The sequence below is a fragment of the Roseiarcus fermentans genome, assembly GCF_003315135.1.
Taxonomy (GTDB): Bacteria; Pseudomonadota; Alphaproteobacteria; order Rhizobiales; family Beijerinckiaceae; genus Roseiarcus; species Roseiarcus fermentans.
The window spans coordinates 73114-96827 of the sequence record NZ_QNRK01000002.1; the positions used below are offsets into that span (position 1 = coordinate 73114).

General features: G+C 67.9%; 23 protein-coding genes and 1 tRNA gene. 10 read left to right on the plus strand and 14 right to left on the minus strand.

The window, feature by feature from the left end:
• Window positions 1-124: 124 nt before the first annotated feature.
• The 3 genes from DFR50_RS02035 to DFR50_RS02045 are packed head-to-tail and all read right to left on the minus strand — an operon-like array spanning window position 125 to window position 3103.
• Window positions 125-775, minus strand: coding sequence for a GNAT family N-acetyltransferase (locus tag DFR50_RS02035; protein WP_170153010.1), 651 nt, complete (start codon window positions 773-775; stop codon window positions 125-127).
• Window positions 776-805: 30 nt separating this feature from the next.
• On the minus strand, window positions 806-1522 hold the full coding sequence (locus tag DFR50_RS02040; protein ID WP_113887525.1) for a DJ-1/PfpI family protein: 717 nt from the start codon (window positions 1520-1522) through the stop codon (window positions 806-808).
• A 30-nt stretch (window positions 1523-1552) separates the two neighbouring features.
• Window positions 1553-3103, minus strand: a complete 1551-nt coding sequence (locus tag DFR50_RS02045; RefSeq protein WP_170153011.1) for a Ppx/GppA phosphatase family protein — start codon at window positions 3101-3103, stop codon at window positions 1553-1555.
• 190 nt (window positions 3104-3293) lie between these two features.
• Here DFR50_RS02045 and DFR50_RS02050 point away from each other — a divergent pair, with 190 nt between their 5' ends.
• From DFR50_RS02050 to DFR50_RS02070, 5 genes are all read left to right on the plus strand, one after another.
• Window positions 3294-3950 (plus strand): LysE family translocator, encoded by a 657-nt coding sequence (locus DFR50_RS02050; protein WP_113887527.1) that lies wholly within the window; start codon window positions 3294-3296, stop codon window positions 3948-3950.
• Window positions 3951-4203: 253 nt separating this feature from the next.
• Window positions 4204-5724: a DUF1800 domain-containing protein gene (locus DFR50_RS02055; protein WP_113887528.1), complete on the plus strand. Its 1521-nt coding sequence runs from the start codon at window positions 4204-4206 to the stop codon at window positions 5722-5724.
• The gene (locus tag DFR50_RS02060) at window positions 5721-6971 is read left to right on the plus strand and encodes a DUF1501 domain-containing protein (RefSeq protein ID WP_113887529.1); all 1251 of its coding nucleotides are present in this window, start codon (window positions 5721-5723) and stop codon (window positions 6969-6971) included. Before DFR50_RS02055 ends, DFR50_RS02060 begins: the two co-directional genes overlap by 4 nt.
• An 87-nt stretch (window positions 6972-7058) precedes the next feature.
• Window positions 7059-7847, plus strand: coding sequence for a bestrophin-like domain (locus tag DFR50_RS02065; protein ID WP_113887530.1), 789 nt, complete (start codon window positions 7059-7061; stop codon window positions 7845-7847).
• 214 nt (window positions 7848-8061) lie between these two features.
• Window positions 8062-8136: transfer RNA gene (locus tag DFR50_RS02070), tRNA-Gln, on the plus strand.
• Between the two features lie 126 nt (window positions 8137-8262).
• On the opposite strand, the gene DFR50_RS02075 is transcribed toward DFR50_RS02070, so the two are convergent.
• The 11 genes from DFR50_RS02075 to DFR50_RS02125 all read right to left on the minus strand — a co-directional run bounded on the left by DFR50_RS02075 (window position 8263) and on the right by DFR50_RS02125 (window position 19000).
• Window positions 8263-8649: a hypothetical protein gene (locus DFR50_RS02075; RefSeq protein ID WP_170153012.1), complete on the minus strand. Its 387-nt coding sequence runs from the start codon at window positions 8647-8649 to the stop codon at window positions 8263-8265.
• A gap of 26 nt (window positions 8650-8675) precedes the next feature.
• Window positions 8676-9092, minus strand: a complete 417-nt coding sequence (locus tag DFR50_RS02080; protein WP_113887532.1) for a Sec-independent protein translocase subunit TatA/TatB — start codon at window positions 9090-9092, stop codon at window positions 8676-8678.
• A gap of 46 nt (window positions 9093-9138) precedes the next feature.
• Window positions 9139-10389, minus strand: a complete 1251-nt coding sequence (locus tag DFR50_RS02085) for an NRAMP family divalent metal transporter (protein ID WP_113887533.1) — start codon at window positions 10387-10389, stop codon at window positions 9139-9141.
• A 117-nt stretch (window positions 10390-10506) separates the two neighbouring features.
• A complete protein-coding gene (locus DFR50_RS02090) occupies window positions 10507-12297 on the minus strand; it encodes an ABC transporter substrate-binding protein (protein ID WP_113887534.1) in 1791 nt (596 codons plus the stop codon).
• A 55-nt stretch (window positions 12298-12352) separates the two neighbouring features.
• On the minus strand, window positions 12353-12628 hold the full coding sequence (locus DFR50_RS02095) for a DUF2160 domain-containing protein (RefSeq protein WP_113887535.1): 276 nt from the start codon (window positions 12626-12628) through the stop codon (window positions 12353-12355).
• Window positions 12629-12639: 11 nt separating this feature from the next.
• Entirely contained in the window at window positions 12640-13446 is an 807-nt protein-coding gene (locus DFR50_RS02100) for a carbohydrate ABC transporter permease (RefSeq protein ID WP_113887536.1), read from the minus strand.
• Window positions 13446-14336, minus strand: coding sequence for a carbohydrate ABC transporter permease (locus DFR50_RS02105; protein ID WP_113887537.1), 891 nt, complete (start codon window positions 14334-14336; stop codon window positions 13446-13448). Before DFR50_RS02105 ends, DFR50_RS02100 begins: the two co-directional genes overlap by 1 nt.
• Window positions 14333-15415 carry an ABC transporter ATP-binding protein gene (locus DFR50_RS02110; protein WP_113887538.1) on the minus strand — a complete coding sequence of 361 codons (1083 nt, stop codon included), beginning with the start codon at window positions 15413-15415 and terminating at the stop codon, window positions 14333-14335. The genes DFR50_RS02105 and DFR50_RS02110 overlap by 4 nt, the downstream gene beginning before the upstream one ends.
• Window positions 15412-16503, minus strand: a complete 1092-nt coding sequence (locus tag DFR50_RS02115) for an ABC transporter ATP-binding protein (protein WP_113887742.1) — start codon at window positions 16501-16503, stop codon at window positions 15412-15414. The genes DFR50_RS02110 and DFR50_RS02115 overlap by 4 nt, the downstream gene beginning before the upstream one ends.
• The gene (gene glpD, locus DFR50_RS02120) at window positions 16500-18059 is read right to left on the minus strand and encodes a glycerol-3-phosphate dehydrogenase (protein WP_113887539.1); all 1560 of its coding nucleotides are present in this window, start codon (window positions 18057-18059) and stop codon (window positions 16500-16502) included. Before glpD ends, DFR50_RS02115 begins: the two co-directional genes overlap by 4 nt.
• Window positions 18060-18175: 116 nt before the next feature.
• The gene (locus DFR50_RS02125; RefSeq protein WP_113887540.1) at window positions 18176-19000 is read right to left on the minus strand and encodes a DeoR/GlpR family DNA-binding transcription regulator; all 825 of its coding nucleotides are present in this window, start codon (window positions 18998-19000) and stop codon (window positions 18176-18178) included.
• A 310-nt stretch (window positions 19001-19310) separates the two neighbouring features.
• On the opposite strand from DFR50_RS02125, the gene DFR50_RS02130 reads away from it, so the two are divergent.
• From DFR50_RS02130 to DFR50_RS02150, 5 genes are read left to right on the plus strand one after another with little or no spacing between them, the layout of a single operon-like run.
• Complete coding sequence (locus tag DFR50_RS02130) at window positions 19311-20039, plus strand: YjbE family putative metal transport protein (RefSeq protein ID WP_210208782.1); 729 nt, start codon at window positions 19311-19313, stop codon at window positions 20037-20039.
• The gene (hflK, locus tag DFR50_RS02135; protein WP_113887542.1) at window positions 20029-21159 is read left to right on the plus strand and encodes an FtsH protease activity modulator HflK; all 1131 of its coding nucleotides are present in this window, start codon (window positions 20029-20031) and stop codon (window positions 21157-21159) included. The genes DFR50_RS02130 and hflK overlap by 11 nt, the downstream gene beginning before the upstream one ends.
• Window positions 21156-22070: a protease modulator HflC gene (gene hflC, locus DFR50_RS02140; protein WP_113887543.1), complete on the plus strand. Its 915-nt coding sequence runs from the start codon at window positions 21156-21158 to the stop codon at window positions 22068-22070. Before hflK ends, hflC begins: the two co-directional genes overlap by 4 nt.
• A complete protein-coding gene (locus DFR50_RS02145; protein WP_113887544.1) occupies window positions 22067-23032 on the plus strand; it encodes a hypothetical protein in 966 nt (321 codons plus the stop codon). Before hflC ends, DFR50_RS02145 begins: the two co-directional genes overlap by 4 nt.
• Before the next feature lie 25 nt (window positions 23033-23057).
• A complete protein-coding gene (locus DFR50_RS02150) occupies window positions 23058-23711 on the plus strand; it encodes a TIGR02466 family protein (protein ID WP_113887545.1) in 654 nt (217 codons plus the stop codon).
• Window positions 23712-23714: the final 3 nt, after the last annotated feature.

Genomic DNA, 23714 nt, shown 5'->3' on the forward strand with positions numbered 1-23714 from the left:
CTAGACCGGCGAGCGCTTCGGCGCGCTGTTGTCAGTTGAGGCGCGCGCTATAGGGCAAGGCGGGGCGGAAGTCGAGGGGCATATCGCGCCGCAGGCGGGGCCGAGGCGCCTTCCGCCCCTTCCATCACGGCTCGCTGGGTCGCCGGCTTGCGCGGGCGGCGCGTTCCATCGCGATCAGCGGCGGCGCCCCGGCGGGCGCGATGTCGCCGCGCGCGACAAATCCCGCGCGCTCATAAAGGGGGACGATGTTCGGATCGGAGGTTTCCAGCCAGGCCGCGACGCCCTCGTCGTCGATCTGCCGGAGCGCCGCGCCGAGCAGGGCCGAGCCCAGCCCCATCCCGCGCAAGGCCGGCGCGACCGCCATAAACGCGAGGTAGTAGTGCGGCTCGGCCGGATGATGGGCCTCCATCGCGATCTCGACGGCGGCGGCGCGGGCGCGCCGCCCGGCGTCGAGCGCCTCGGGGTCGAGGGTCAGCGCGACGGACTGCCCGACGAAGCCGCCCGCTCGCGCGGCGCCTGGCGGCAACCAGTCGGCGCAGGCCTCGCCGTCGGCGCTCGTCCACACGGCCCCGAGCGGGATGTCGCGCTCGCTCAGCACCGCCCGGTAGTAGGCCTCGGCGTCAGCCAGGTTCGCGCCGCCCGGCCCGGCGGCCCAGGCGGTGATCGGATCGTCGAGGAAGGTCGAGGCGAGGAGTCGCGCGAGCGGCGCCGCGTCCGAAAGGACCGCCTTGCGCAGGCGCGCGCCGGCGAGCCGTTTGTTTCGATCGTCGTCCATGTCCCCTCCCATCGCGCGGCCGCCCGCCCGTCAGCGGCGGGCCGTTTCGGCGTCGAGGCCGAGTCGCCGCGCGGCCTCGGCGACGAGGCGCGCGCGTTCGGCGATCATCGGCGCGAGGCGCGCTTCGACCGCCTGCGCCACCGCCCGCGGCGCCGTGTCCGGGTCGCCGGCGTCGAATGGCGGCGCAGGCGCATATTCGAGGTTGAGCTGAATCGCTTCGGCGGTCGCCCGACCCGCCAGTTCCGACAGCAGGGCGAGTCCGAAATCGATCCCGGCGGTGACGCCGCCGCCGGTCATCACCCGACCGTCGCGCACATAGCGTTGCTTGACCGGGATTGCGCCGAACGGCGCCAGCAGATGGTGCGAGGCCCAATGGGTGGTCGCGCGCTTGCCGACCAGAAGCCCGGCCGCGCCGAGCACCAGCGCGCCGGTGCAGACGGAGGCGACGAAGCGCGCGCCCTGCGCTTGCGCGCGCAGAAACGCGAGCGTCTCCTCGTCGGCGAGCAGCGGATTGATCCCGGCCCCTCCCGGAACGCAGATCACGTCGAGCGGCCCGATGGTTTCAAAGGTCGCGTCGGGCGTGAGGACGAGCCCGGTCGAGGCGCGGACCGGATCGAGGGTTTTCCACACCAGACGGACGCGCGCCCCCGGCCACGAGGCCAGCGTCTCGTAGGGGCCGGTGAGGTCGAGTTGCTGGACGTTGGGAAAAGTCAGGAAGCCGACTTCGATCGGCGGCGTCTCGGTCATGATTCGTCTCCTCGTTCCGGACAGCGCCGGTCACGCCGGGCGCGCGTCCTCGCGCACCACGATCTCCGTCCGCTTCGCCCCGACCGCCTGCGCGAGCCAGCGCAGGCGGTCGACGACCACCTCGCTGTCGGGCGCGCGCGCCGCGGGCGACACGTCGAGGCGCACGCAGTCCGGGTCGATCCGCAAGCCCGCGCTCGCCAGCACGGCCGGCACGACGCCGGAAAACCGGTAGGCGAGCTGCATCGCCCGCCCGAGAATCTGGGCGCGCCGCTGCAGCGCCGGGCTGAGGAGGCCGATCGCCGGCGCGAGCCAGGACGCGTCCGCCTTGCCGCCGTAGCGGGCGTGGAGAACGGCGGCGAGGAACACGCGCTCGGCGTGATCGACGCCGATGAAGGGAAACTGCAGCAGGCGGCGAAAGCTCTCTTCGGCCCGGAGGTCCGCGGCATCGCGCCAGGCGATGTCGGAGAGCGCGCAGGCCGCGACCCTGAGCCGCGTCTCCGCCGGCGTCTCGTTGGGAAACAGGCCCGCGGTCCAGCCGGCGAGGGCCGGGGCGAAATCCGGCACGCGGGCGAACGGCAGGCCGATCAGCTGCGCGCCCTCGACCAGCGGGTCGCGATAGCGCTCGGCCTCGTCGAGCTGCGAATAGAGCAGGCCCTCGCGCAGGCCGAGCGCGGAGAAGATCACCGTCTGCGGCGCGAGCCGCTTGAGCGCCCGGTCGAGGACCAGCGCCGCGGCCGGAAGTGTGCGCGCCCGCCGCGCCGACACGCCCGGCATGGCGGCGAGCCTGGCGGCCGGGAGCCGGGTGATCGACTTGGCGAAGGCGCGAATGACCGACGTCTCGACCGCATAGCCGTGCACCGTCTTCACCGGCGCGGCCGTCGCCTCGATGTGCGCCTTGGCGACCGCGCGCCAGCCGCCGCCGACCGGATAGAACACCGGTCGCGCGAACGACGCCTTGACGCCGGCGCGCAAGATGTCGTCGACCCGCTTCTTGGCGACGTCGTAGCCTTGCGCGAGCAGGGCCTCGACCGGCAGCGCCCCGAGCGGCAGGCTGACCCAGGCGTCGCCGACGTGGTCGTCGATCGCCTCGGCGATCTCGAGGCTGCCGCCGCCCATGTCGCCGACTGCGCCGACCGGCCGGAAGAAGCCGGAAATGACGCCGAGCGCAGCGTAGCGCGCTTCCTCGGCGCCGGACAAAATGCGCACGGTGACGCCGGCTTCGGCGGCGATCGCGTCAGCGAGGTCTCTGCCGTTGCTCGCGCGCCGGATCGCCTCGGTCGCGGTCACGTCGAGTCTGCCGACGCCCATCGCCTCGGCGATGGCGCGGAAGCGCCGCGCCGCCTCGAGCGTCCGGCGAAAGCCTTCGGGGTGAATGGCGCCGGTCTCGGCGAGCCCCTCGGCGAGGCGGGCGAGCGACTTCTCGTTGAAACGCGGCAGCGGCGCGCGGCCGAGCTGGTCGTAGACCAGCAGCCGGACCGAGTTCGAGCCGATGTCGATGATGCCGTAATGCGGACGGTCGGCGCGCATCACGCGCGCCGGATCGAGTTCGAGCGGCCGATGCGGCTCCGGGCGCCTGGACATCCCAATCCTCCTGTCTCGGCGAACTCCTATGCGCGAGACCGACGGCTTTGGCCAGCCGCCGCCTGCGGACCACCGACGCCTTTCGGGCGCGCCGGGGCCGGTCGACGACCGACCGTCCGCATGCGAAGCCCGGCGCGACGATCGGGAGCCCGGTTGACAAACGCCCCGCCCGCTCGGATGCAACGGCCGCATGACCTCTCTGCCCGCCCTCATCGGCGCCGGATTCCTGCTCGGCTGGTCGGTCGCCTGGCCGCCGGGGCCGATCAACGCCGAGATCGCGCGCCGCTGCGGCGCCGGCCGGTTCTGGAGCGGGCTCGCGGTGCTCGCCGGCGCCTCCAGCGCCGACGCCCTGTGGGCGGTGGCGGTCGCGCTCGGCGTCGGCCTGCTGTTCACCGCGCCGCTCGCGCGCGCCGCCATGGGTGTCGTCAGCATCGCGCTCCTGATCGCGCTCGCCGGGCTGTTCCTGCGCGGCGCCTGGCGCGCCTGGGCCGGGCGCGGCGGCGAGCCCGAGGCGAAGCCCGCGCCCTCCCGCTTCGGCTCCGTCCACGGCGGTTTCGGGCTCGGCGCGGCGATGGCGCTGACGAGCCCGTGGAACGTGGCGTTCTGGCTCGCGGCGATGGGCCGGCCCGAGCTCGCCGGCGCGAAGGCCGCCGCGCTGCTGATCATGGCCGCGGCGGTGATCGCAGGCGCGCTGACCTGGGGCGTGATCTGGGCGACCGCCAACACGCTCCTGCATCGCGGCCTCGACGGCGACGCGCGCCGCGCCTGGACGATCTTCGTCGACCTCGCGACCGGACTTCTGATGCTCGTTTTCGCCGCGACCTCGGCCCAGCGGCTGCTCGGCTGACTTGCAACGAACGGGTCGACCGCGCGCCGGTTCGGCTTTCGCCGAACGCCGGTCGTCGCCGCGCCGATCTCCAGGACGCGGCGCGCCGCACGCAGGCCGGCGCAAGGGGAAGCGGCCGCTCCGGCGGAGGCGGCCGGTCCGATCTCCCCCCGATCGGCCGATTGTCGCCACGATTGGTTCACGGGCGGCTCATCCTCGCTCTGATTGAATGATGAACGAAGCGCGGCCTCTGGCTTCGCGAGGTTCGTGGACCATGGCGATCAACCCCAGCGACGCTGCCGCGGTGACGGCGTTCAACCGGTTCGGGCTCGGCGCGCGGCCGGGCGACCTGAACGACGCGGCGCGAGATCCTCGCGGCTTTCTCCTCGAGGAATTGTGGACGGCCAATGTCGCGCTGATCCGCGACCATGCGCCGCCTTCGGGCGCCGAGGCTCTGCAGGCCTATTATCTCGAACAGCAGGCCCTGCGCGCGGAGCGGGCGAAGATGGCCGCCGCTGCGATGCAGACAGCCATGCTCGCTCCCGCTCCGCCTGCAGGCCCCGGCATGACCGCCGCTCCCGCGATTCGTGGTCCCTCGGCGAGTCCGCCCCCCGGTCCGTCGGCCGCCTCGCCCGCCGCTGCGAAGGCCGAACCGCCGAAGGCCCCGGCCTCGAAGCCCGCGGTCGAGCAGGCGCAGTTTCTCGCCGAGGCCCAGGCGCGGCTCCAGAAGCAGCTCGAGGCCCGCGCCGGCTTCGTCGAGAGGTTGGTCGCCTTCTGGTCGAACCATTTCGCGGTCTCGGTCGCCAAGAGCGGCGAGTTGCGCGCGGCCGCCGGTCCGTTCGAGCGCGAGGCGATCCGCCCACACGCGCTCGGAAAGTTCTCGGCGCTGTTGGGCGCTGCGGAATCCCATCCGGCCATGATCCTGTATCTCGACAACCAGAACTCGATCGGCCCCGACGCCGCGCCGGGAAAATTCGCCGGCAGGGGACTGAACGAGAATCTGGCGCGCGAGATCATGGAGTTGCATACGCTGGGGGTTGGCTCCGGCTACACCCAGGCCGACGTCGCCGAGTTCGCCCGCGGGCTCACCGGCTGGAGCGTCGCAGGGCCCGACAGCGAGTCGGGCGCGCCGGGCGGCTTCGCCTTCAAGCCCAACTGGCACGAGCCGGGTCCGCGAAAAATTCTCGGCAAGACCTATGCCGAGGCGGGCGTCGAGCAGGGACGCGCGATCCTCGACGATCTCGCGCGCCATCCGGCGACGGCGCGCCATATCGCGACGAAGCTCGTCCGCCATTTCGTCGCCGACGACCCGGCGCCGGACCTCGTCGCCATGCTGGCCAAGAGGTTCCAGGACAGCGACGGGGATCTGGCGGTCGTCGCCTCCGCGCTCGTCTCCGACGACCGCGCCTGGGTGGCGCCGCGCGTCAAAGTCCGCACGCCCCTCGAATTCGTGGTCGGCGCAGCCCGCGCGACCGGCTTCGCCCCGCACGACCCCGGGTTCTATCTGCAGGCGCTCAATCTCCTCGGCATGCCGCTGTGGCAGCCGTCCGGCCCGAACGGCTTTCCCGACATGAGCGACGGGTGGGCGTCGCCGGAAGGGATGAAGGCGCGGCTCGACATCGCCTGGGCCATGGGCCAGCGGATGCGGGGCGGCGCCGAGCCGCTCGCCGTCCTGAAGTCGACGCTGGGCGAGACCGCCGCCTCGCCGGAAACGGTCCAGGCCGTCAGTCGCGCGGAGTCGCGCGAGCAGGCGCTGGCGCTGCTGTTCATGGCGCCCGAATTCCAGAGGAGATGACCATGATCCGCCGGCCTGTCGATGTTCCCCTGTCCCGCCGCGGCTTTATCCGCGCGGCGGGCGGCTTCGGCGTCGCGTGCGGTTTCGGCTTTCTCGCCGCGCCGGCGAGCGCCGCGAGCGCGCGCGACCCGCGCTTCGTCGTCATCATCCTGCGCGGGGCGATGGACGGGCTCTCCGCCGTCCCGCCGGTCGGCGATCCGGACTACGCGACGCTGCACGGCGATCTCGCCTTCGCCGCTTCGGGCGACCGCGCGGCTCTCCCGCTCGACTCAGGGTTCGGACTTCACCCGTCGCTCGCCGCCTTCAAGACCCTCTATGACCTCAAACAGGCGATGGTCGTGCATGCGGTCGCCACGAGCTATCGCGACCGCTCGCATTTCGACGGCCAGGACGTGCTCGAAAGCGGCAATCCCGGTCCCGGGCGCACCGACAGCGGCTGGCTCAACCGGACGCTCGCCGCCCTGCCCGGTCCGGCCAAGGGCGCTATCCGCGGGCTCGGGGTCGGCGCGACCGCGCCGCTCGTCATCCGCGGCCCGGCGCCGGCGCTCGGCTGGGCGCCGCCCGGCGGCCTCGCGCCCGCCGGGGCCGATCTGACGCAGCGCGTCCTCGATCTCTACGCCCACAGCGACGCTGTTCTCGGCGAGCGGCTTCACGCTGCGGTCGCCGCCGAAAAAGTCGCCGCGGAAGGCGGTGGAGAGCCCGGGTCGACGAAGAAGCCCGGCGGCGGGCCGGTCGACCAGATGCGCGCCGCGGCGGCTGGCGCCGGCCGACTGCTCGCGACGCCGGGCGGGCCCCGTCTCGCCGCGCTCGCCTTCGACGGGTTCGACACCCACCAGAACGAAGGCGCGGCCCAAGGCCTGCTGGCGCAGAGGCTCCAGGGCCTCGACGCGTCGTTCGAAGCGCTGCATGCGAGCCTGGGCGAAGCGTGGAAGGACACGATCGTCATCGCCGTCACCGAGTTCGGCCGCACGGTCCGCGTCAACGGCACGCACGGCACCGACCACGGCACGGCGACGGCGGCGCTCCTGGCGGGCGGCGCGCTCGCCGGCGGTCGGGTTGTCGCCGACTGGCCGAGCCTGAGGCCGGAACGGCTCTACGAGGGCCGCGACCTCTATCCGACGGCCGACCTGCGCGGCGTGATCAAGGGCCTGATCGCCGAGCCGTTCGGGCTTTCCGCAAAGGCGCTCGCAGAGACGGTTTTTCCCGACAGCGCGCAGGTTGCGCCGACGCGGGGCCTGATCGTCTGACAAAGCCGGGAGCAAGCAGCCGCCGCCGGTCCGATCCGCGCGAATGCCTGTTGACAGGGCGCCGGGCGGAGATCGACAAGGGCCCGCATGGCGGCTCTTGTCGATCTCCTGGGAAATTCGCTGCCGGACGCCGCGATCCTGGCGGTCAGCGCCTCGTTCTTCTTTCTGTTCGGCGGCGCGGTCGCGTCGCTCGCGAACCGGATGTGGTTCCGGCGCTGGCCCGTTCACAGCCCGTTCGACGACAAGCTCGCCGACACCGCCCATTCCGGCCTGCTGGCGCTTTCGGCCTTCATTCTCGCCCTGATGATCACCAACGGGGTTTCGAGTCTGACCAAGACCGAAGACAACGCCCGGCAGGAGGGCGTGTCGATCTACCGTCTCGGGCGCGAGCTCGACGCCCTCGGTCCCGCGGCCGGCCCGGCGAAGGCGGCGCTCGCGGCCTACGCCCGCGATGTCGCCGGCGACGAATGGCGACGGCTCGCGAAGGCGCCGAACGCGCTGTCGCCGCTTGCCCAGAACGACCTCGACGCGCTCTGGACGAACCTTCGCGCGGTCCAGAAGACTCTCGCTCCGACGGACCCGTCCCGCTTCGACCTCGCCCGTTACGCGGACAAGATCGAGTCGCTGCGCCAGACCCGCCTTTCCGATGCGAACACCAACATACCCGGCGCCTTCTGGCTGATCCTGATCATCATCGTCGCCGGCAGCTCGTTCCTCTCCGGACGGGAAAAGCCGAAGCGCTTCGGCATGCAGGTGAACATGCTGCACACGGCCGCGATCGGCCTCGCCGTCGGCCTGGTCATCATTCTCGACAACCCCTTCCGCGGCGAGACCAGCATCGACCCGACGATCATCGGACATGCGCTCGGCCAATAGACGCAGCCGCCATCCCGGCCGTTCGCGCGTCGGCGACGGTTGCGCGCGCCGCCGACCGCCCTTTCCCGCGCGACCGGGCGGCGAGGGCGGCGGATCGAGGCGATGCGGGTGCGAAGCCCGCCGGAAATTTCGACTGCCCGGCCATTGCGATGCGCGGGGCCCGGAACTAATGTCCGGCCCGCTTTCCGCCGGCGACTGGACGCTGGCGGCGGATTGGGGCGTCGCCAAGCGGTAAGGCAGCGGATTTTGATTCCGCCATACGGAGGTTCGAATCCTCCCGCCCCAGCCAGACCAGCCGTTCTCAGCGCAACCGTGGGGCGCTTCGACCGTGCGGGCGATGGGACCGTGCGAAATCGGCGCAGCCGCCGACATCGGCGAGGCGGAACCGGCGCGCTCGTCGCGTCCGGCTTCGACGCTACGAGCATTGCGTGCAAAATATCAAAGGAAACTCGCGGCCCTCCCGACCTCCTTCGCCGTCCGGCGTGAGACTCCAATAGTTCGCCTTCTTCGCTCGGCTATAGCATGCATAGGCGCCGGTCGCCGTCTTGCCGAAATCAGGGTGGAACTTCGGGTAGAAGAATCCGCTCTTGCGATCCGCCCAAACGACAGGGTCGGCGCCGCAGGCGGCGCGGGCTGACGTCTCGTCGGAAAAGCGCGGGATCTCGCCCAGCAGGATTTCCGACGACGACTCGGTCCAGCCGGCGCGCGCCGACAGCGCCAAGGCGCAGGCGGCCGCCGTGAGGACCCGAAACCGGGCGGGGACGCTCGTCCCTTCCCGCTCCTTCGATCGCAACGAGGTCATCGCGCAAACCGGCGCGGACGGCCGCATCACGTCCAGGCTGGCGTCGGCGCAGCCTCTCCTTTCGCGAGCGCCGGCCTTTCGGCGGGCGGCGCCAGATAGGCCTGCATCTCGGGCGAAGCGTAGTGCGGCGTCTCCTCCTCGACCTCCCGCCGCGCGCCGCCTGCGCCCGAGGCCGGGAGATGACCCCGCATCGCCGTCGCGGGATTCAAGGCGATATTGGTCCGCACGACCTTGTCGAGGCTTGCAAACTCGCGATCGACCGAACCTGGGTCGGCGTCGGCCATGAACGTGTCGACGGCCGTGCGCGCGCTTGCTTGCAAACGCCGCAGATGAGCCATGCCGCGGGCCAGCGTCCGCATCACGGCCGGCAGCTCCTTCGGACCGACGACGATCAGCGCGACCACGCCGACCAGCAGCATCTTGCTCAAATCGAAGTCAAACATGGCGGAATCACCCCGGGTTGGAGACGGAGACCTAAGCGATGCGTATTCACGGAGCGAATACGCCCTGAATGCCGCCGAACACGCCGACGGCGACGACGACCGTACAGACCGCGGTCAGAATCCAGAGATACACGCCGTTGAGCCGCACGGCCTCCGGCAGCGCCTTGACCGCCAGGGCGACAAGGAGGCCGATGACCAACGGCAAGAGAAAGGCGTTGAGCGCCTGGGCCGCGATGTTGAGCCACACGAGGTCGCGCGCGAGGCCGACCACGACGGCCGAGCCGACGACGCAGAGCGCATAAACGCCGTAAAACCACTTCGCCGCAAAGGGGTGATACTCGAGAGAGTGCTTGTAACCCGTAATCTCTCCCGCGCCCCAGGCGAGCGCCAGCGAACAGACGATCGCTGCGACCAACGAGGCCCCGAGCACACCCGCACTGAAGACGAGGCGGCCGATCGTCTCGCCGAGCGCCGGGGACAACGCGTTGCTGATCTCGCCGACGCTGCCGAGGCCGATGGAGGCCCCGTTCTTGCCCAATGTCGCCGCCGCGGCGATGACGATCGCGCCGGTCAAGCATTGCGTCAGCACGGCGCCGAACGCCGTGTCCAGCCGAGCCGCTTTGAAGTCGTCGCGTTGAAGCTTTTTTTCTGCGATCGCCGACTGCTGGTAGAAGATCATCCAGGGGTTGAAAACCGCTCCAATGACCGCCGCCGCCATGTAGAGAAAGGCGCGGTCCCGGATCGGCAAATCGACGACGTCGGCGAGGAGCGCGGCAAGGCTCGGATGCGCGGCCCAGGCCACGGCGAAGAAGGCGAGCTCGAACAGTCCGACGAAAATGGCGACCCGCTCCACCCGCCGATACGACCCGGTGCCGACGATCCCGAGCAGGGTCATGACCGCGAGCGGCAGAGTCAGCGCGCGGGAAACTCCATAGAGTTCGCCTATTCCGGCCACGCCGGTGAATTCCGTCACCAGCGAACCGATGACTGCGGCCGCCAGCCCCAGAAGCGAAAGCCAAGCCCATCCCGCGCCAAAACGGATGCGGATCAACTCGCCGTAACCGCGGCCGGTGAAGATGCCGAGCCGCACGGTCAATTCCTGAACCATGTAGAGCATCGGGATCAGCAACAGCAGCAGCGGCAGGAACCGGTAGCCCCAGGCCGCTCCCGCCTGCGCGCCGGTCACGACATTGCCGGCGTCCGTGTCGGCGAGCATCACCAGCAGGCCCGGTCCCCAGACCGCGATCTTGCCGAGCACCGAACTTGTCTTGCGATTCGCTGGCGCTGCGCCGGTCATCGCAACTCCTTGCTGGCGGTGGAGTTCCCCCTGTCGGAGCGCGATCTGGTTTTCCGGCCTGGGGCATGAAAAGCCGTCTGGAGCCGGGCGACCGCCCGGCTCCGTCGTTTCCGTTCGTCAGGTCTTCTTCGGCGCCGGCAGCTGCGCCTTCCAGGTTTTCAAGAGTTCGTCATAATCGACCGTGACGCCTTGCGGCTTTTCGTTCGCGAGCTTGCGCTGCGGAGCGGTGTTGCCGTCCTTGATCGCCTGCTCGTACCAATATTCCGGATCCTTCGGCTCATTCATCTTGGGGCCGCGATCGCCCTGAACGCCCGACTTCTCCAGGCGCTCCATGATCGAGTCCATGTCGTGCGCGAGGCCGTCCATGGCTTCCTGCGGCGTTTGCTCGCCGGAGATCGCCTTGGAGACATTCTGCCACCACACTTGCGCCATGCGCGGATAGTCCGGGACGTTGACGCCGGTCGGGGTCCAGAGCTTCCGCGCCGGGCTGCGGTAGAACTCGACGAGCCCGCCGACCTTGGGCGCCATTTGGGTCATCGCATCCGCCCAAATGTCGCTCTCGCGGATCAGGTGCAGCGACACCAGCGACTTCTTCAGCGTAACTGTCTTGGCGGTGCAGAACTGCGCGTAGATCCACCCCGCCTTGACCTTTTCGCGCGGCGCGAATTTCAGCAGAGTCCAAAGGCCGACGTCCTGGTAGCCGAGCTTCATGCCCTCTTTCCAATAGGCGCCGTGCGGGCTCGGCGCCATGCGCCACTTCGGCGTGCCGTCGGGGTTCATGACCGGCAGGGTCGGCACGGTGGAGGCGTGGGTGAACGCGCTGTACCAGAAGACCTGCTGCGCGATATGGCCCTGGCCCGGCACCGCGCCGGCCTCGAGGAAGTCCATGCCCGACGCTTCCGGCGGCGCATATTTCTTCAGCCATTCGACGAATTTGGTCAGGGCGTAGACGGCCGCGGGGCCATTGGCGTCGCCGCCGCGGCTGAGCGAAGCGCCCACCGGCCGGCCGTTCTCGAGCCGGATGCCCCATTCGTCGACCGGCTTGCCGTTCGGCAAGCCCTTGTCGCCGTTGCCCGCCATCGACAGCCAGGCGTCGGTGAAGCGCCAGCCCAGCGACGGATCCTTCTTGCCATAGTCCATGTGGCCGTAGACTTTCTCGCCGTCGATCTGCTTCACCTCGTTGGTGAAGTAGTCCGCGATATCCTCGTAAGCGGACCAATTGACCGGGACACCCAGATCGTAGCCGTATTTGGCCTTGAAGCCGGCCTTGATGTCCGGACGCTGGAACCAGTCGTAGCGGAACCAATAGAGGTTGGCGAATTGCTGGTCCGGCAATCCATAGATCTTTCCGTCGACGTAGGTGGCGAAATCGATACCGATGAAATCCTTGAGGTCGAGCGTCGGGCTGGTGATGTCCTTGGCGTCGCCGTTCATGAAATCGGTCAGCGAGCCATCAATGATGTCGTTGAAACGGGGATGCGTGCCGATATGGTCGGAGTCGTTCATCCAGAAGTCGTAGATCGGCTTGCCCGAGGCGATTTCAACCGCGATCTTGGAAACGAGCAGACCCTCGTTCATCAGCTCGTGGTTGACCTTGATGCCGGTAATGTCGGCGAAGGCCTTGGTCAGCACCTTCGATTCGTAATCGTGAACGCTCAGGATTTCCGAGACGGTGCTGACTTCCATGCCGCTGAACGGCGCGGACGCCTTGATGAACCATTCCATTTCAGCCATCTGCTCATCTTTGCTGAGCGTGGAGGGCTGGAATTCGTCGTCGACCCACTTCTTGGCGGCGTCGACCTTTTGCGCATAGCTCGGCGTCGGTGCAATGATCGCCGCGCTGCCGACGGCAACGGCCGCGGTCGTCGCCGCCGCGCCCTTGAGTACGTCGCGTCGTTTCACGTCCATGTCTGCTTCCTCCCAAGAACCGACGTCGCCCGATGCGCGCCGGCGATAGTATGGGTTACGCGAACTTAAACATCGCGATCCCGTAGACTATGGCTGCGAAGAGCGGATACCAGAGAGAACCGCCGCCGAAGCGCATCCAAAAGATGAAAATGTACGCCGAGCCGATCAAGGTTACGAAGAACCGATCGCCTCGAGTCGTGGGAAACCGAAGGATTCCGATCCGGGGCGTTTCGGGTCGATAGATGGCGAGAAGGGTCAGCAAGACCAGCATGAACGCGACGAAGCCGAAGAACAACGCCGTCTGCCAGGTCCAGGCCATCCAGTCGAGCATCGCGCCCTCCGTCAAACTCGGCCAAGAGCGAACCCCTTGGCGATGTGGTTGCGCACGAACCAGATCACGAATGCGCCGGGAATCATGGTCAGCACGCCCGCCGCGGCCAGCAACGACCAGTCCATGCCCGACACCGAATAGGCGCGGGTCATCACGGCGGCGAAAGGCAGCGCATGCGTGGACGTGAGCGTCGTGGCGAGCAATTGCTCGACCCATGAGAACATGAAGCAGAAGAACGCGGTGACGCCGATGCCATTGGCGATCAGGGGCAGAAAGATCAGGATGAAGAACCTCGGGAACGAATAACCGTCGATCGCCGCGGTCTCATCGATCTCGCGCGGCACGCCGCCGACGAATCCCTCGAGAATCCACACCGCGAGCGGCACGTTGAACAGGCAATGCGCGAGGACAACCGCCCAGATCGAGTCGAAAAGCCCGACCGCGTAGTACAGCTGAAAAAACGGCATCGCGAACACCGCCGCCGGCGCCATCAGATTGGTCAGCAGCCAAAAAAACAGATGCTTGTCGCCGATGAAGCGATAACGATTGAACGCGTAAGCCGCCGGCAGCGCCACCGCGACGGCGATCACGGTATTGATCGCCACGTACGATAGCGACACGCCGAAAGCGTGCACCCAAGTCGGGTCGTTGTATATTTCGAAGTACTTCTCCAACGTCGGATGCCGGGGAAACAACGTCAGCCCCGACATGATGTCGGTATTGGTCTGCAGGCTCATTTTGACGAGCCAGTAGATTGGCGTCATCAAAATCAGCACGTAGACAATGAAGACGATCTTCGGCAGGGTCCCGTTGCGCATCAAACGTCCCTCCGCCGCTCGAGTTGAGTCATGACGGTGAAGAATATCCAGCATACGGTGAGCGTAATCAGGTAGTAGACCAGAGACATCGCCGCCGCGTTGCCGAGGTCCACCTGGCCGAGAGCGATCTTGTCGAGATCGATCGACAGGAACGTGGTCGCGCTGCCCGGGCCGCCGCCGGTGACGACGAAGGGTTCGGTATAGATCATGAAGGTCTGCATGAAACGAAGCAGCACCGCGATGACCAACACCTTCTGCAGCTTCGGCAGCTCGATCTTGGAGAAGACCGCCCAGCGGCTTGCGCCGTCGATGCGCGCGGCCTGGTAGTAGGCGTCGGGGATGGCGCGCAGACCGGCGTAGCTGAGCAGGATGACCAGCGGCGTCCAGTGCCAGACGTCGATCACGACGATCGTCATCCATGCGGAAATCGGTTCCTGGGTCACGTTGTAGCGCAGCCCCGTCCCGACCAGGGTCGCTCCGAACAGCCCGATGTCGGCGCGCGTGAAAATCTGCCAGATGGTGCCGACGACGTTCCACGGAATGAGCATCGGCAGGGCGATGACGACGAGCGAAATCCCGACCGCCCAGCCCTTCCGCGGCGCGCACAGCGCCAGCGCGATGCCGAGGGGTATCTCGATCGCGAGACAGGCGAGCGAGAACGCCAGCGTTCGAAACAAGGCGTCGTTGAACCGGGCGCCGATCGTCGTCGCCGGATTCAGGAGATCGCGGAACCACTGGTCGCCATTCCAAAAGAAGCTGTTGGCGCCCATCGTGTCCTGGACCGAGTAATTCACCACCGTCATCACGGGAATGATCGACGAGAACAGCACAAAACCGAGCACCGGCAGCACGAAGAACCAGGCTCGGTTGTTCAGGGGCTTTTCGGTCATGGCGCCCTTCCCTGCACCCGAGCGTCGGCGACATAGACATGGGTGTTGGCGGGATCGATCGAGATGGCGACCACCTCGCCGAGGCCCTCCACCTCCCGCGGAATGGTGACGACCAGCGGATGGTCTCCAAGGCTGACGTAGGCGAGCCGTTTGCGGCCGAGGTCGGCGACCCGGCGCACTTGCGCCGGCAAGCCCGGCCCCGAGGTCACGGATACGAATTCCGGACGGACGCCGACCTGCACGGGCTGCCCGGCAGGCACGTTGTCGTAGACCTGCCCCAGCCCGAACTCGAAGCCGGCCACCCGGGCGCGGTCGCCTTTGACCGCCGCCGGCATGAAGTTCATGCCGGGGGAGCCGATGAAGTAGCCGACGAACGTATGTTCCGGGCGATAGAAGAGTTCGGCCGGCGTGCCGATCTGGACGGCTCGGCCATCGTTCATCACGACGACCTTGTCGGCGAAGGTCAGCGCCTCGATCTGGTCGTGGGTGACGTAGATCATCAACAGATCGAGGGCCCGGTGCACGGCTTTCAGTTTCGACCGCAACTCCCATTTCAGCGCCGGATCGATCACGGTCAGCGGTTCGTCGAACAGCACTGCGGAAACGTCCGACCGCACGAGGCCGCGCCCGAGCGAGATCTTCTGCTTGGCGTCGGCCGTGAGACCGCGCGCGCGGCGACCGAGGTCGGCGGTCAGATCGAGCATCGCCGCAATCTCCGCCACGCGAGCCTCGATGACGGGCTTGGGCAGGCGGCGGTTCTTCAACGGGAATGCGAGGTTCTCCGCGACCGTCATCGTGTCGTAGATCACGGGAAACTGGAACACTTGCGCGATGTTGCGTTGCTCCGTCGGCAGACGCGTGACGTCCTTGTCGCCAAACAGCAACCGTCCCTCGGAGGGGATGACCAGACCGGAGATGATGTTGAGCAACGTCGTCTTGCCGCACCCGGAGGGCCCGAGCAACGCGTAGGCGAGGCCCTGCTCCCAGACGTGCTGAAAGGGTTTCAGCTGGTAATCGGATTCCGAGCGCGGCTTGCCGCCATAGGCGTGCGCGATGCGATCGAGCGTGATGCTGGTCATAGCGCGGCCTCCCGGAGCGCGTTCGCCTGGACGCGCCGACCGCTCGCGTCGAAAACCAAAATCCGTGCGGGATCGATATTGACCGTGGCGGTTTGGCCGGGCGCCCAATCGTGAACGCCTGAGACCAGACAGACCCATGTGCCGACCCCGACGTCGACATGGATGAAGCTCTCGGAGCCGCTGATCTCGGTGACCACGACCTTGCCGGGGAAGCTCAACGCCCCAGTCGCCGCCGGTCCGATCGAGGCGGCGTCGGCGCGAAACGTCACGCGATAGGCGCCGTCGGGTCGATCGGAAAGCATGCCGACGCAATCGAGCGACCGGCCTCGTCGGTCCCTGATCGCGCCGTCCTGGCGGGCGACCTGGAGTTCGTTGAGCGGCGGATCGGAAAACACGCGCGCGGCGTCGATATCGATGGGATCGCGATACACTGTCGAGGTCGGGCCGAATTGGGTGACGCGGCCCTCGCTCAGCGTGATCGTCGATCCGCCGAGCAGCAGGGCTTCGGACGGCTCGGTGGTCGCGTACATGAGGATCGCGCCGGTGCGGGAAAAAATGCGCGGCAGCTCCTCACGCAATTCCTCGCGCAGCTTGTAGTCCAGATTGGCGAGCGGTTCGTCGAGCAGGACGAGCCCGGCGCGTTTGACCAGCGCCCTGGCGATGGCGGTGCGCTGTTGCTGACCGCCCGAAAGCTCGGCGGGCATGCGGTTCAGGAGATTGTCCAGCCGCAATACGCGCGCCGCTTCCCTGACCCGCTGATCGATTTCCGCTTTCGCCACGCCCGCCACGCGCAGAGGCGAAGCGATGTTTTCGTAGACGGTGAACGAGGGGTAGTTGATGAACTGCTGGTAGACCATCGCCACGGAGCGCTTGCGCACCGGCGTTCCGGTCACGTCTTTGCCTTCGAGCAAGAGCCGGCCCGTCGACGGTTGATCCAGGCCCGCCATGAGACGCATGATCGTCGTCTTGCCGGCGAGCGTCGGTCCGAGCAGGACATTCAGGCTCGCCGCTTCGAACGTCAGGCATACGTCGTCGATCACGCGAACGCCGCCGATATCGAACCCGATATGGTCGAGAGCAAACGTCACGCGTTCCATCCTTCCGCTGCGGCGCGCGCCGATCTCGCGGCCGTGAGGAACGCATCGATCGCCTCGATCTCCTCCCTGGAGAGCCGCAGCCCGAGTTTCGATCGGCGCCAGACGACATCTTCCGCCGACATCGCCCATTCCCTTTCGACGAGGTAGTCGAGTTCGGCTTCCGTCAGCCCGGCGCCGAAGCTCCGCCCGAGCTCGGCCGTCGAGCGCGCTTCCTTCAGAATGCCGGGAACGAGGGTTCCGTAGGCGCGCGCGAGCCTTCTCACGAGGTCCGGGTCGAGCGCGCGGTAGCGCCCTTGCAAGTCTTCGACGAGCGCCTCGAAGCCCAGAACCGGGAAGTCGCCGCCGGGCAGCGACGCCTTCGCCGTCCAGGCGCCCGGCCTCGCCGGCTTGGGAAGATGCGGCGCCAGCATCGCGATCGCCGCTTCGGCGAGCTTGCGATAGGTCGTGAGCTTGCCGCCGAAGACGTTGAGCAGCGCCGGCCGCCCGCTGTCGGCGTCGAGCTTCAAGACGTAGTCGCGGGTCGCCGCCTGCGCGGCGGAGGCTCCGTCGTCGAACAGCGGACGGACGCCGGAGTAGCTCCAGACGACCTGGTTCGTGGTCACGGGGACGCGGAAATAATCGCTCGCCGCCTTGCAGAGATAGTCGATCTCCTGCTCCGACGCCGCCACCGCGCCGGGATCGCCGGAATAGTCGAGATCGGTCGTGCCGATCAGGGTGAAGTCGCGCTCATAGGGGATCGCAAACAGGACGCGCCCGTCGCTGATCTGGAAGATATAGCAGCGGTCGTGAGGAAACAGCCTTTCGGTGACGATGTGGCTGCCTTTGACGAGCCGAACGGACGCGTGCGCGTCGACTCCCACGATCGCGCCGGCGACGTCGGCGACCCACGGACCGGCCGCGTTGACGAGCGCCCGCGCCGTGATCTCGTCCTTCCGCCCGGTCAACTCGTCGCGCAGCGTCAGGCGCCAGACGTCGCTTTCGCGTTTGGCCGTCACGCAGGACGTCCGCGGCGCGATGGTTGCGCCGCGATCGGCGGCGTCGCGGGCGTTCAGCACGACCAGCCGCGAATCCTCGACCCAGCAGTCGGAGTACTCGAAGCCGACGCTGTATTCGGGCTTCAGCGGCGCCCCCGCTGGATCCTGGCCAAGACGCAGCGTCCGCGTCGGCGGAAGCAATTCGCGGGCCCCCAGATGGTCGTAGAGAAACAAGCCCAGCCGCAACATCCACGCCGGCCTCAGGCCCTTGTGGTGCGGAAGGACGAACCGCAGCGGCCAGACGATGTGGGGCGCGATGCGCCACAAGGTCTCCCGCTCGAGCAACGCTTCGCGCACGAGTCGAAACTGAAAGTACTCGAGGTAGCGCAGGCCGCCGTGGATCAGCTTGCTCGCCGCGCTCGACGTTGCGCCGGCGAGATCGCCCTTCTCGCACAGGAAAACCGACCAGCCGCGGCCAACCGCGTCGCGGGCGATGCCGCACCCGTTGACGCCGCCGCCTATGACCGCGACGTCATAGGGAGAACATGCCTTGGCTGACGCGACAACGCGCAATGCCTCCGTCCTCCCGTTTCATGGCGCAATTGCGGATCGCCACCGCCATTCGCAAACGAACCTACAACGAACATTTCTGATGTTGCAATCGAAAAAAACGAATGTCGATCGTTTCCCTATTCGGTCGATTTCGACGCCTCGCCGCTTTCGCCTTCAGCGGGGTCGCCCGCTTCGATGACCTCGACGGCGCAACGGCGGCACATCTCGGCGACCTCTTCGGACGGCAGCCGATCGGTCACGAAGATGTCGATTTCCGACAGTTGCGAGATTTTGACCGGAGCGGAGCGCGAGAACTTGCTGCTGTCGGCGACGAGGACGACCTTGCGGGCGTGCTCGATAATGGCGCGAGATATCTGGACCTCGTCGACGTCGAAATCGAGCAAGGCGCCATCCGGATCGATGGCCGACGTGCCGATGATCGCCATGTCGGCGCGAAACTGTTCGATCTGCTCGACCGTGACCGCGCCGACGATGCCGCCGTCGCCCTTGCGGATCGATCCGCCGGTGATGATCACCTGCACCGACTGGTTGCGGTAGAGTTCGTTGGCCACGTGAAGGTTATTTGTGATGACGAGCAGCCCGGAGTGGGCGGAAAGGGCCTTGGCGACCTCCTCGGTGGTGGTGCCGATGTTGATCAGCAGGGAGGCGTTGTCGGGCACCAGCCGCGCCGCGGCCGCGCCGATCAGGCGTTTGGATTGTTGTGCGACGTACTGGCGGGCTTCGTAGGCCAGGTTGGCCACTCCCGAGGCGATCATCGCGCCGCCGTGCACGCGCACCAGCGCCCTCGCCTCGCTCAGTTCGTTCAGGTCGCGCCGGATGGTTTGCAGGGTGACGCCGAAATGGGTGGCGAGTTCGTCGACGCCGACCCGTCCCGACTGGCGCAACAGCGCGACGATTTCCGCCTGGCGATAGTTTGAGGCCCTGGGCGTCGGTTCCGCCATGGATCGAAAGCTCCGTCACGAAGGCGCCGCCTCCGGCCGACCGCGACAGCGTCCCCGAAACCGTGAGGTTCGGCCTCGCCGCGCGCGGTCGGCAATTGTTTTTTACTTGCGAACGCGTAGCTGCGAGGCTAGCCTTTCGCAACGAAAAAAGCGAACGCAAAAACGCGCATCGGAGCGGAGGGGACGTGAACAGGTTGGGCGCGGCCACATTTCCTTCCGACGGCGCGTCCGCGGCGGACGACCGGCCGGGCGGGAGCGGCATGTCGGCGCGTTCGGCCGAGGCTCGCTTCGTTTCCGGAAGCAGAGCGTGATGGACTTCGCATTCGACCCGACGGCGATCTTCGCCAGCCTGGTCGTTCCGGCGCAGATCCTGTTCGTCAACCTGCTGCTCAGCGCAGACAACGCGCTCGTGATCGCCATGGCCTGTCGGGGCCTGCCTGCCGAGGACATGCAGCGCGCGACGATCTTCGGCATCGTCGGCGCCATCGTCTTGCGGCTCGCGATGGGCTCGGCGGCGATCGTGCTTTTGCGCGCTCCTCTGGTGCAAGTCGCCGCGGGCGTCGTCCTGTTGTGGATCGCGGTGCGCCTGACGCTGGTCGACGGCTCGGGCCTGGCCGATGGGGGCGGGACCTCGGTTTCGGGACCACGCCGGGGTCTGCTCGGCGCGGTTCAGGCGATCATCGTCGCCGACGTCGCGATGAGCCTCGACAATGTCGTGGCGATCGCCGCGATCGCGCAAGGCAGCATCCTCTACATCGCGATCGGCCTGTTGCTCAGCATTCCGATGTTGATCTGGGGCAGCAATCTGATCCGCGAATTGCTCGACAAGAGCGGCTTGCTGGTCCTCGCGTCGGGAGCGTTCCTCGGCTGGGTGGCGGGCGGCGTGGCGGTCGGCGATCCGCTCGTCGCGCCGGCGATCGCAGCCTATGCGCCCGCCCTGCCCTACGCCGTTCCGGCCGCGTGCGCGATTTTCGTCGTCTGGCAGAACCTCATCTTCGATCCGCGTCGCGCGCGCCTGCGAGGACGTCATGCGCAATGAGCCCGGCGACTTCGGTCCTGAATTCGTGACTCCCGCCGGCGTCCAGGCGTGGCTCGATCGCCTTCGCCGCGCGCGTCCAGCGGCGGCGGAAGGCGACGCGCCCGCGCCGGCGGTCGAGACGCGAACGCCCGCGCCCCCGGCGCCCGACCGCGCCGTCCTGGCCACGGCGCCGCCGGGCCGGCGCGTGCTGCCGATGGCGAGCATTCTGGCGACCGTGGCGCTGGCGCTCGCCGTTTGGGCGGCGAGCGGGTTCTACCGCGTCCAGCCCGATCAGGTCGGCCTCGTGCTTCGCTTCGGCGAACTTGTCGAAACCACCGAACCGGGGCTCAACTATCATTGGCCCTATCCGATCGAGTTCGTCTTGCTGCCCCGCGTCACTGCGGTCAACCAGGTCAAGATCGGCAACGGCACGGTGATGCAGATGCTCACCGGCGACGAGAACATCGTCGAGGCCACGGCTTCGATTTCGTGGCGCGTCAAGAACCCGTCGAAGTTCCTGTTCAACGTCTATGATCCCGAGGGCGCGGTGAAGCTCGCCGGCGAAAGCGCGGTCCGGCAGATCATCGGCCTCAATCCCATTCAATCCGGCCTGTCCGATCAAAGACAGAAAATCGCCGACGACGCGCAGAGCCTGTTGCAGCGCACGCTCGACTCCTACGACGCGGGCATCCAGGTTACGCAAGTTCAGCTGCAGCGCGTCGATCCTCCGCTCGCCGTCATCGACGCCTTCAACGACGTGCAGCGCGCCAGGGCCGACCAGCAGCGGGCGCGCAACGAGGCCGAGGCCTATCGCAACGACGTTTTGCCGCGCGCCCGCGCCGAGGCCGATCGCGTCAAACAGGAAGCGCTGGTCTATCGCGAACAGGCGCTCAACAAGGCGCGAAGCGACGCCGAGCGGTTCAACGCGCTGCAAGCCAGTTTCGCCGCCGACCCCGACCTGACGGCGCGACGGCTCTATCTCGATGCGATGGAGGAGGTCTTGAAGTCGGCGGGCAAGATCTTCATCGATCCCTCCGGCGGATCCGCCTCCCCGATCGTCCCCTATCTGCCCCTGCCCGCGCCCCCGACGGTTCTCGCCCCGCAAGCGGGCGCGCAGCCGGTCTCGAAGGCGACGCCATGACCATACGCGCGCTCATCCTCACCCTGATCGCGCTCGCGGCGCTCGGCTGGGTCGTCTCGCAGGCGTTCCACGTCGTGCAGCAAGACCGCATCGCGCTCGTCGTGCGCTTCGGAAAGCCGATCGAAGTCATGCACAAGCCGGGTCTCTATCTCAAGGCCCCGCTGATCGACGCCGTCGTCTCCTACGACAAGCATCTGTTGTCGCTGCAGCCGCCGCTCGATCAGATCATCCTGGGCGACCAGAAGCGTATAGAAGTCACGACGATCTCGCGCTTTCGTATCTCCGACGCCCTGCGCTTCTACCAGAGCGTCGGAACCGAGGAGCAAGCGCGCGTCAACCTGGCTCAGATCGTCTCGAGCGCGGTTCGCAGGGAACTCGGCAAAGCCTCGCTGCCGTCGCTGCTCACGGCGGAGCGCGATCGGATCAGCGACGAGATCCGCGACGAGGTGGCGCAGGAAGGTCAGGAACTCGGCGTCGAAGTGACCGACGTGCGCATCCTGCGCGCCGAATTGCCGGCGGAGACCAGTCAGGCGATCTACGACCGCATGACCTCGGAGCGGGTTCGCGAAGCCAAGGAGTTGCGGGCGCAAGGCTTCGAGGTGGCGCAGCAGATCCGCTCCAAGGCCGACCGGGAAAAGGAGATCCTGCTGTCCGACGCGCTTCGCGACAGCCAGACCGCGCGGGGAGTCGCCGACGCGGAATCCAATCAGATCGCCGTCGCCGCCTTTGGTCGGGATCCCGAGTTCTACGACCTCTATCGGACGCTGCAGGTCTATCGCGCCGCCCTCACCCAGGGCGGTCCGACGGTCGTTCTTTCGCCCAGCAGCGAACTGCTGAGATATTTCGCCCAGGCGCCGAAGATCGGCAAGCGCGCCGCCGTCCCGCCTGTCGCCGTGGAGCCGAAGCCATGAACGCCCCGGATCTCCGCCGCGCCCTGAGGGCCGCCGTGGTCGGCGTCGCGCTGCTCGTCTCCGCCGCGGCGTTGGCCAAGACCACGGGCGTCGTCGACGATCCCGCCTTGCAGACCGGCCCGTGCTACGATGCGCTCGTCGACAAGAACGCCGCGACTCCGACCACGGCGCCGAACCGGGAGCTCGGATCGGCCTGCGAAATCGAGCACGGCGACGTCGAAAAGGCCTGGGCGCGCGTCCTCCGGCTGTGGGGTTCGGACTCCACCGATATTCCCGATTACGACAGCTATCGCCGCGCCGACGCCCCGGCCGGCGGGGCCGCGCCGCTGTGGCTCGCAGCGACCGGAATCTTGCTGACCTATGCCGTCTTGGGCGCGCCGATGCGCTCCGCCGCCCGGCTGCTCGGCGCCTATCCCGGCCCGGCGAAGGGCGCGCTGATCGATGTCGCGACCTCGCTGGTCCTGCGGGGCCTGCTGCTCGCGGCGTTCGTCGTCCTGTTCAGCCTGCCGTATCTCGCCGCCATCGGCGCGGCGGCGCTGATCGCCTTTGCGGCGTTCCGGCTCGGTCGGCCGACGCCTGCGCCGCTCGACCCTTCGACCGACTCGCTCAGCGCCCATCTGGCCGAAGCGATCAACGATCCGGCCGGCGCCGCGGCCGGGCTCGCCGCCCTGGCGCTTTTCGTCCAACACAGTGTTGCGGCGTTCGCCATCGGCCTGGGGCTGGCCGTCGTCGCCTCGGCCGCCCCCGTCATCCTCGCGCGGCGGACATTGCGCGCCACCCGCGTTCGCGCCGCCGTCGCCGCGGCCGCGCTCGCCGCCGCCCTCGGCGAGGCGATGGTGGTCGCGCCGCCGGTGTCGGGTTGGGTCGGCGGACTGGCCGGCGCCAGTCTCATTGTTCCGGTCGTCCTGGCGGGATCGGCGCTTGCGGCGGGGTTCGCGCTGGCGAAACCTGCCGTGTCGTAAAAGCTGTTCGTAGAGGACGCTCGAGATGGCGGTCGAAATTCACGTGCAGGGGCTGTTCGCGACGCCGGTCGCGGCGATCATGCTGCCGGGCGCCGAAGCGCGCAACGCAGCGCTGACGGAGACCATTCTGCGCCGTCGCGAGACGCATCCGAGCCTCGAGGCGTCCAACAACGGCGGCTGGCACTCGACGCGCGATTTCGAAGCGTGGTGCGGACCGCACGGCCGCGACCTGATCGCCAGGGCGCGGTCGGCGGTGACGCAGTTGACCCGCGACCGCGAAGGCAAACCCGTCAAGCCGAACTGGATCGTCGAGGCCTGGGCGAACGTCAATGAAACCCATTCCTCCAACGCCTGCCACTTCCATCCCGGCGCCTTCTGGTCCGCCTGCTACTACGTGGCCGATGGCGGATGCCTCGACAATCCGGAATTCGGCGGCGAATTCGAAATGATGGACCCGCGCGGCGCGGCGCCGATGATGCACGCGCCGATGCTCAAATTCGCCGGCGAGGGCGGCCTGTCCGCGGGCAGCGCCGAAACCATAAGGCCGCGTCCCGGGTTGCTGTTCATCTTCCCCTCGTTCCTGCTGCACGCCGTGCGCCCCTATCGCGGGCATTCGCTGCGCATCTCGATCGCCATCAATTTCGGCGTCGATGCCGTAAACCCCTTTGAGAGGGCTTGATCG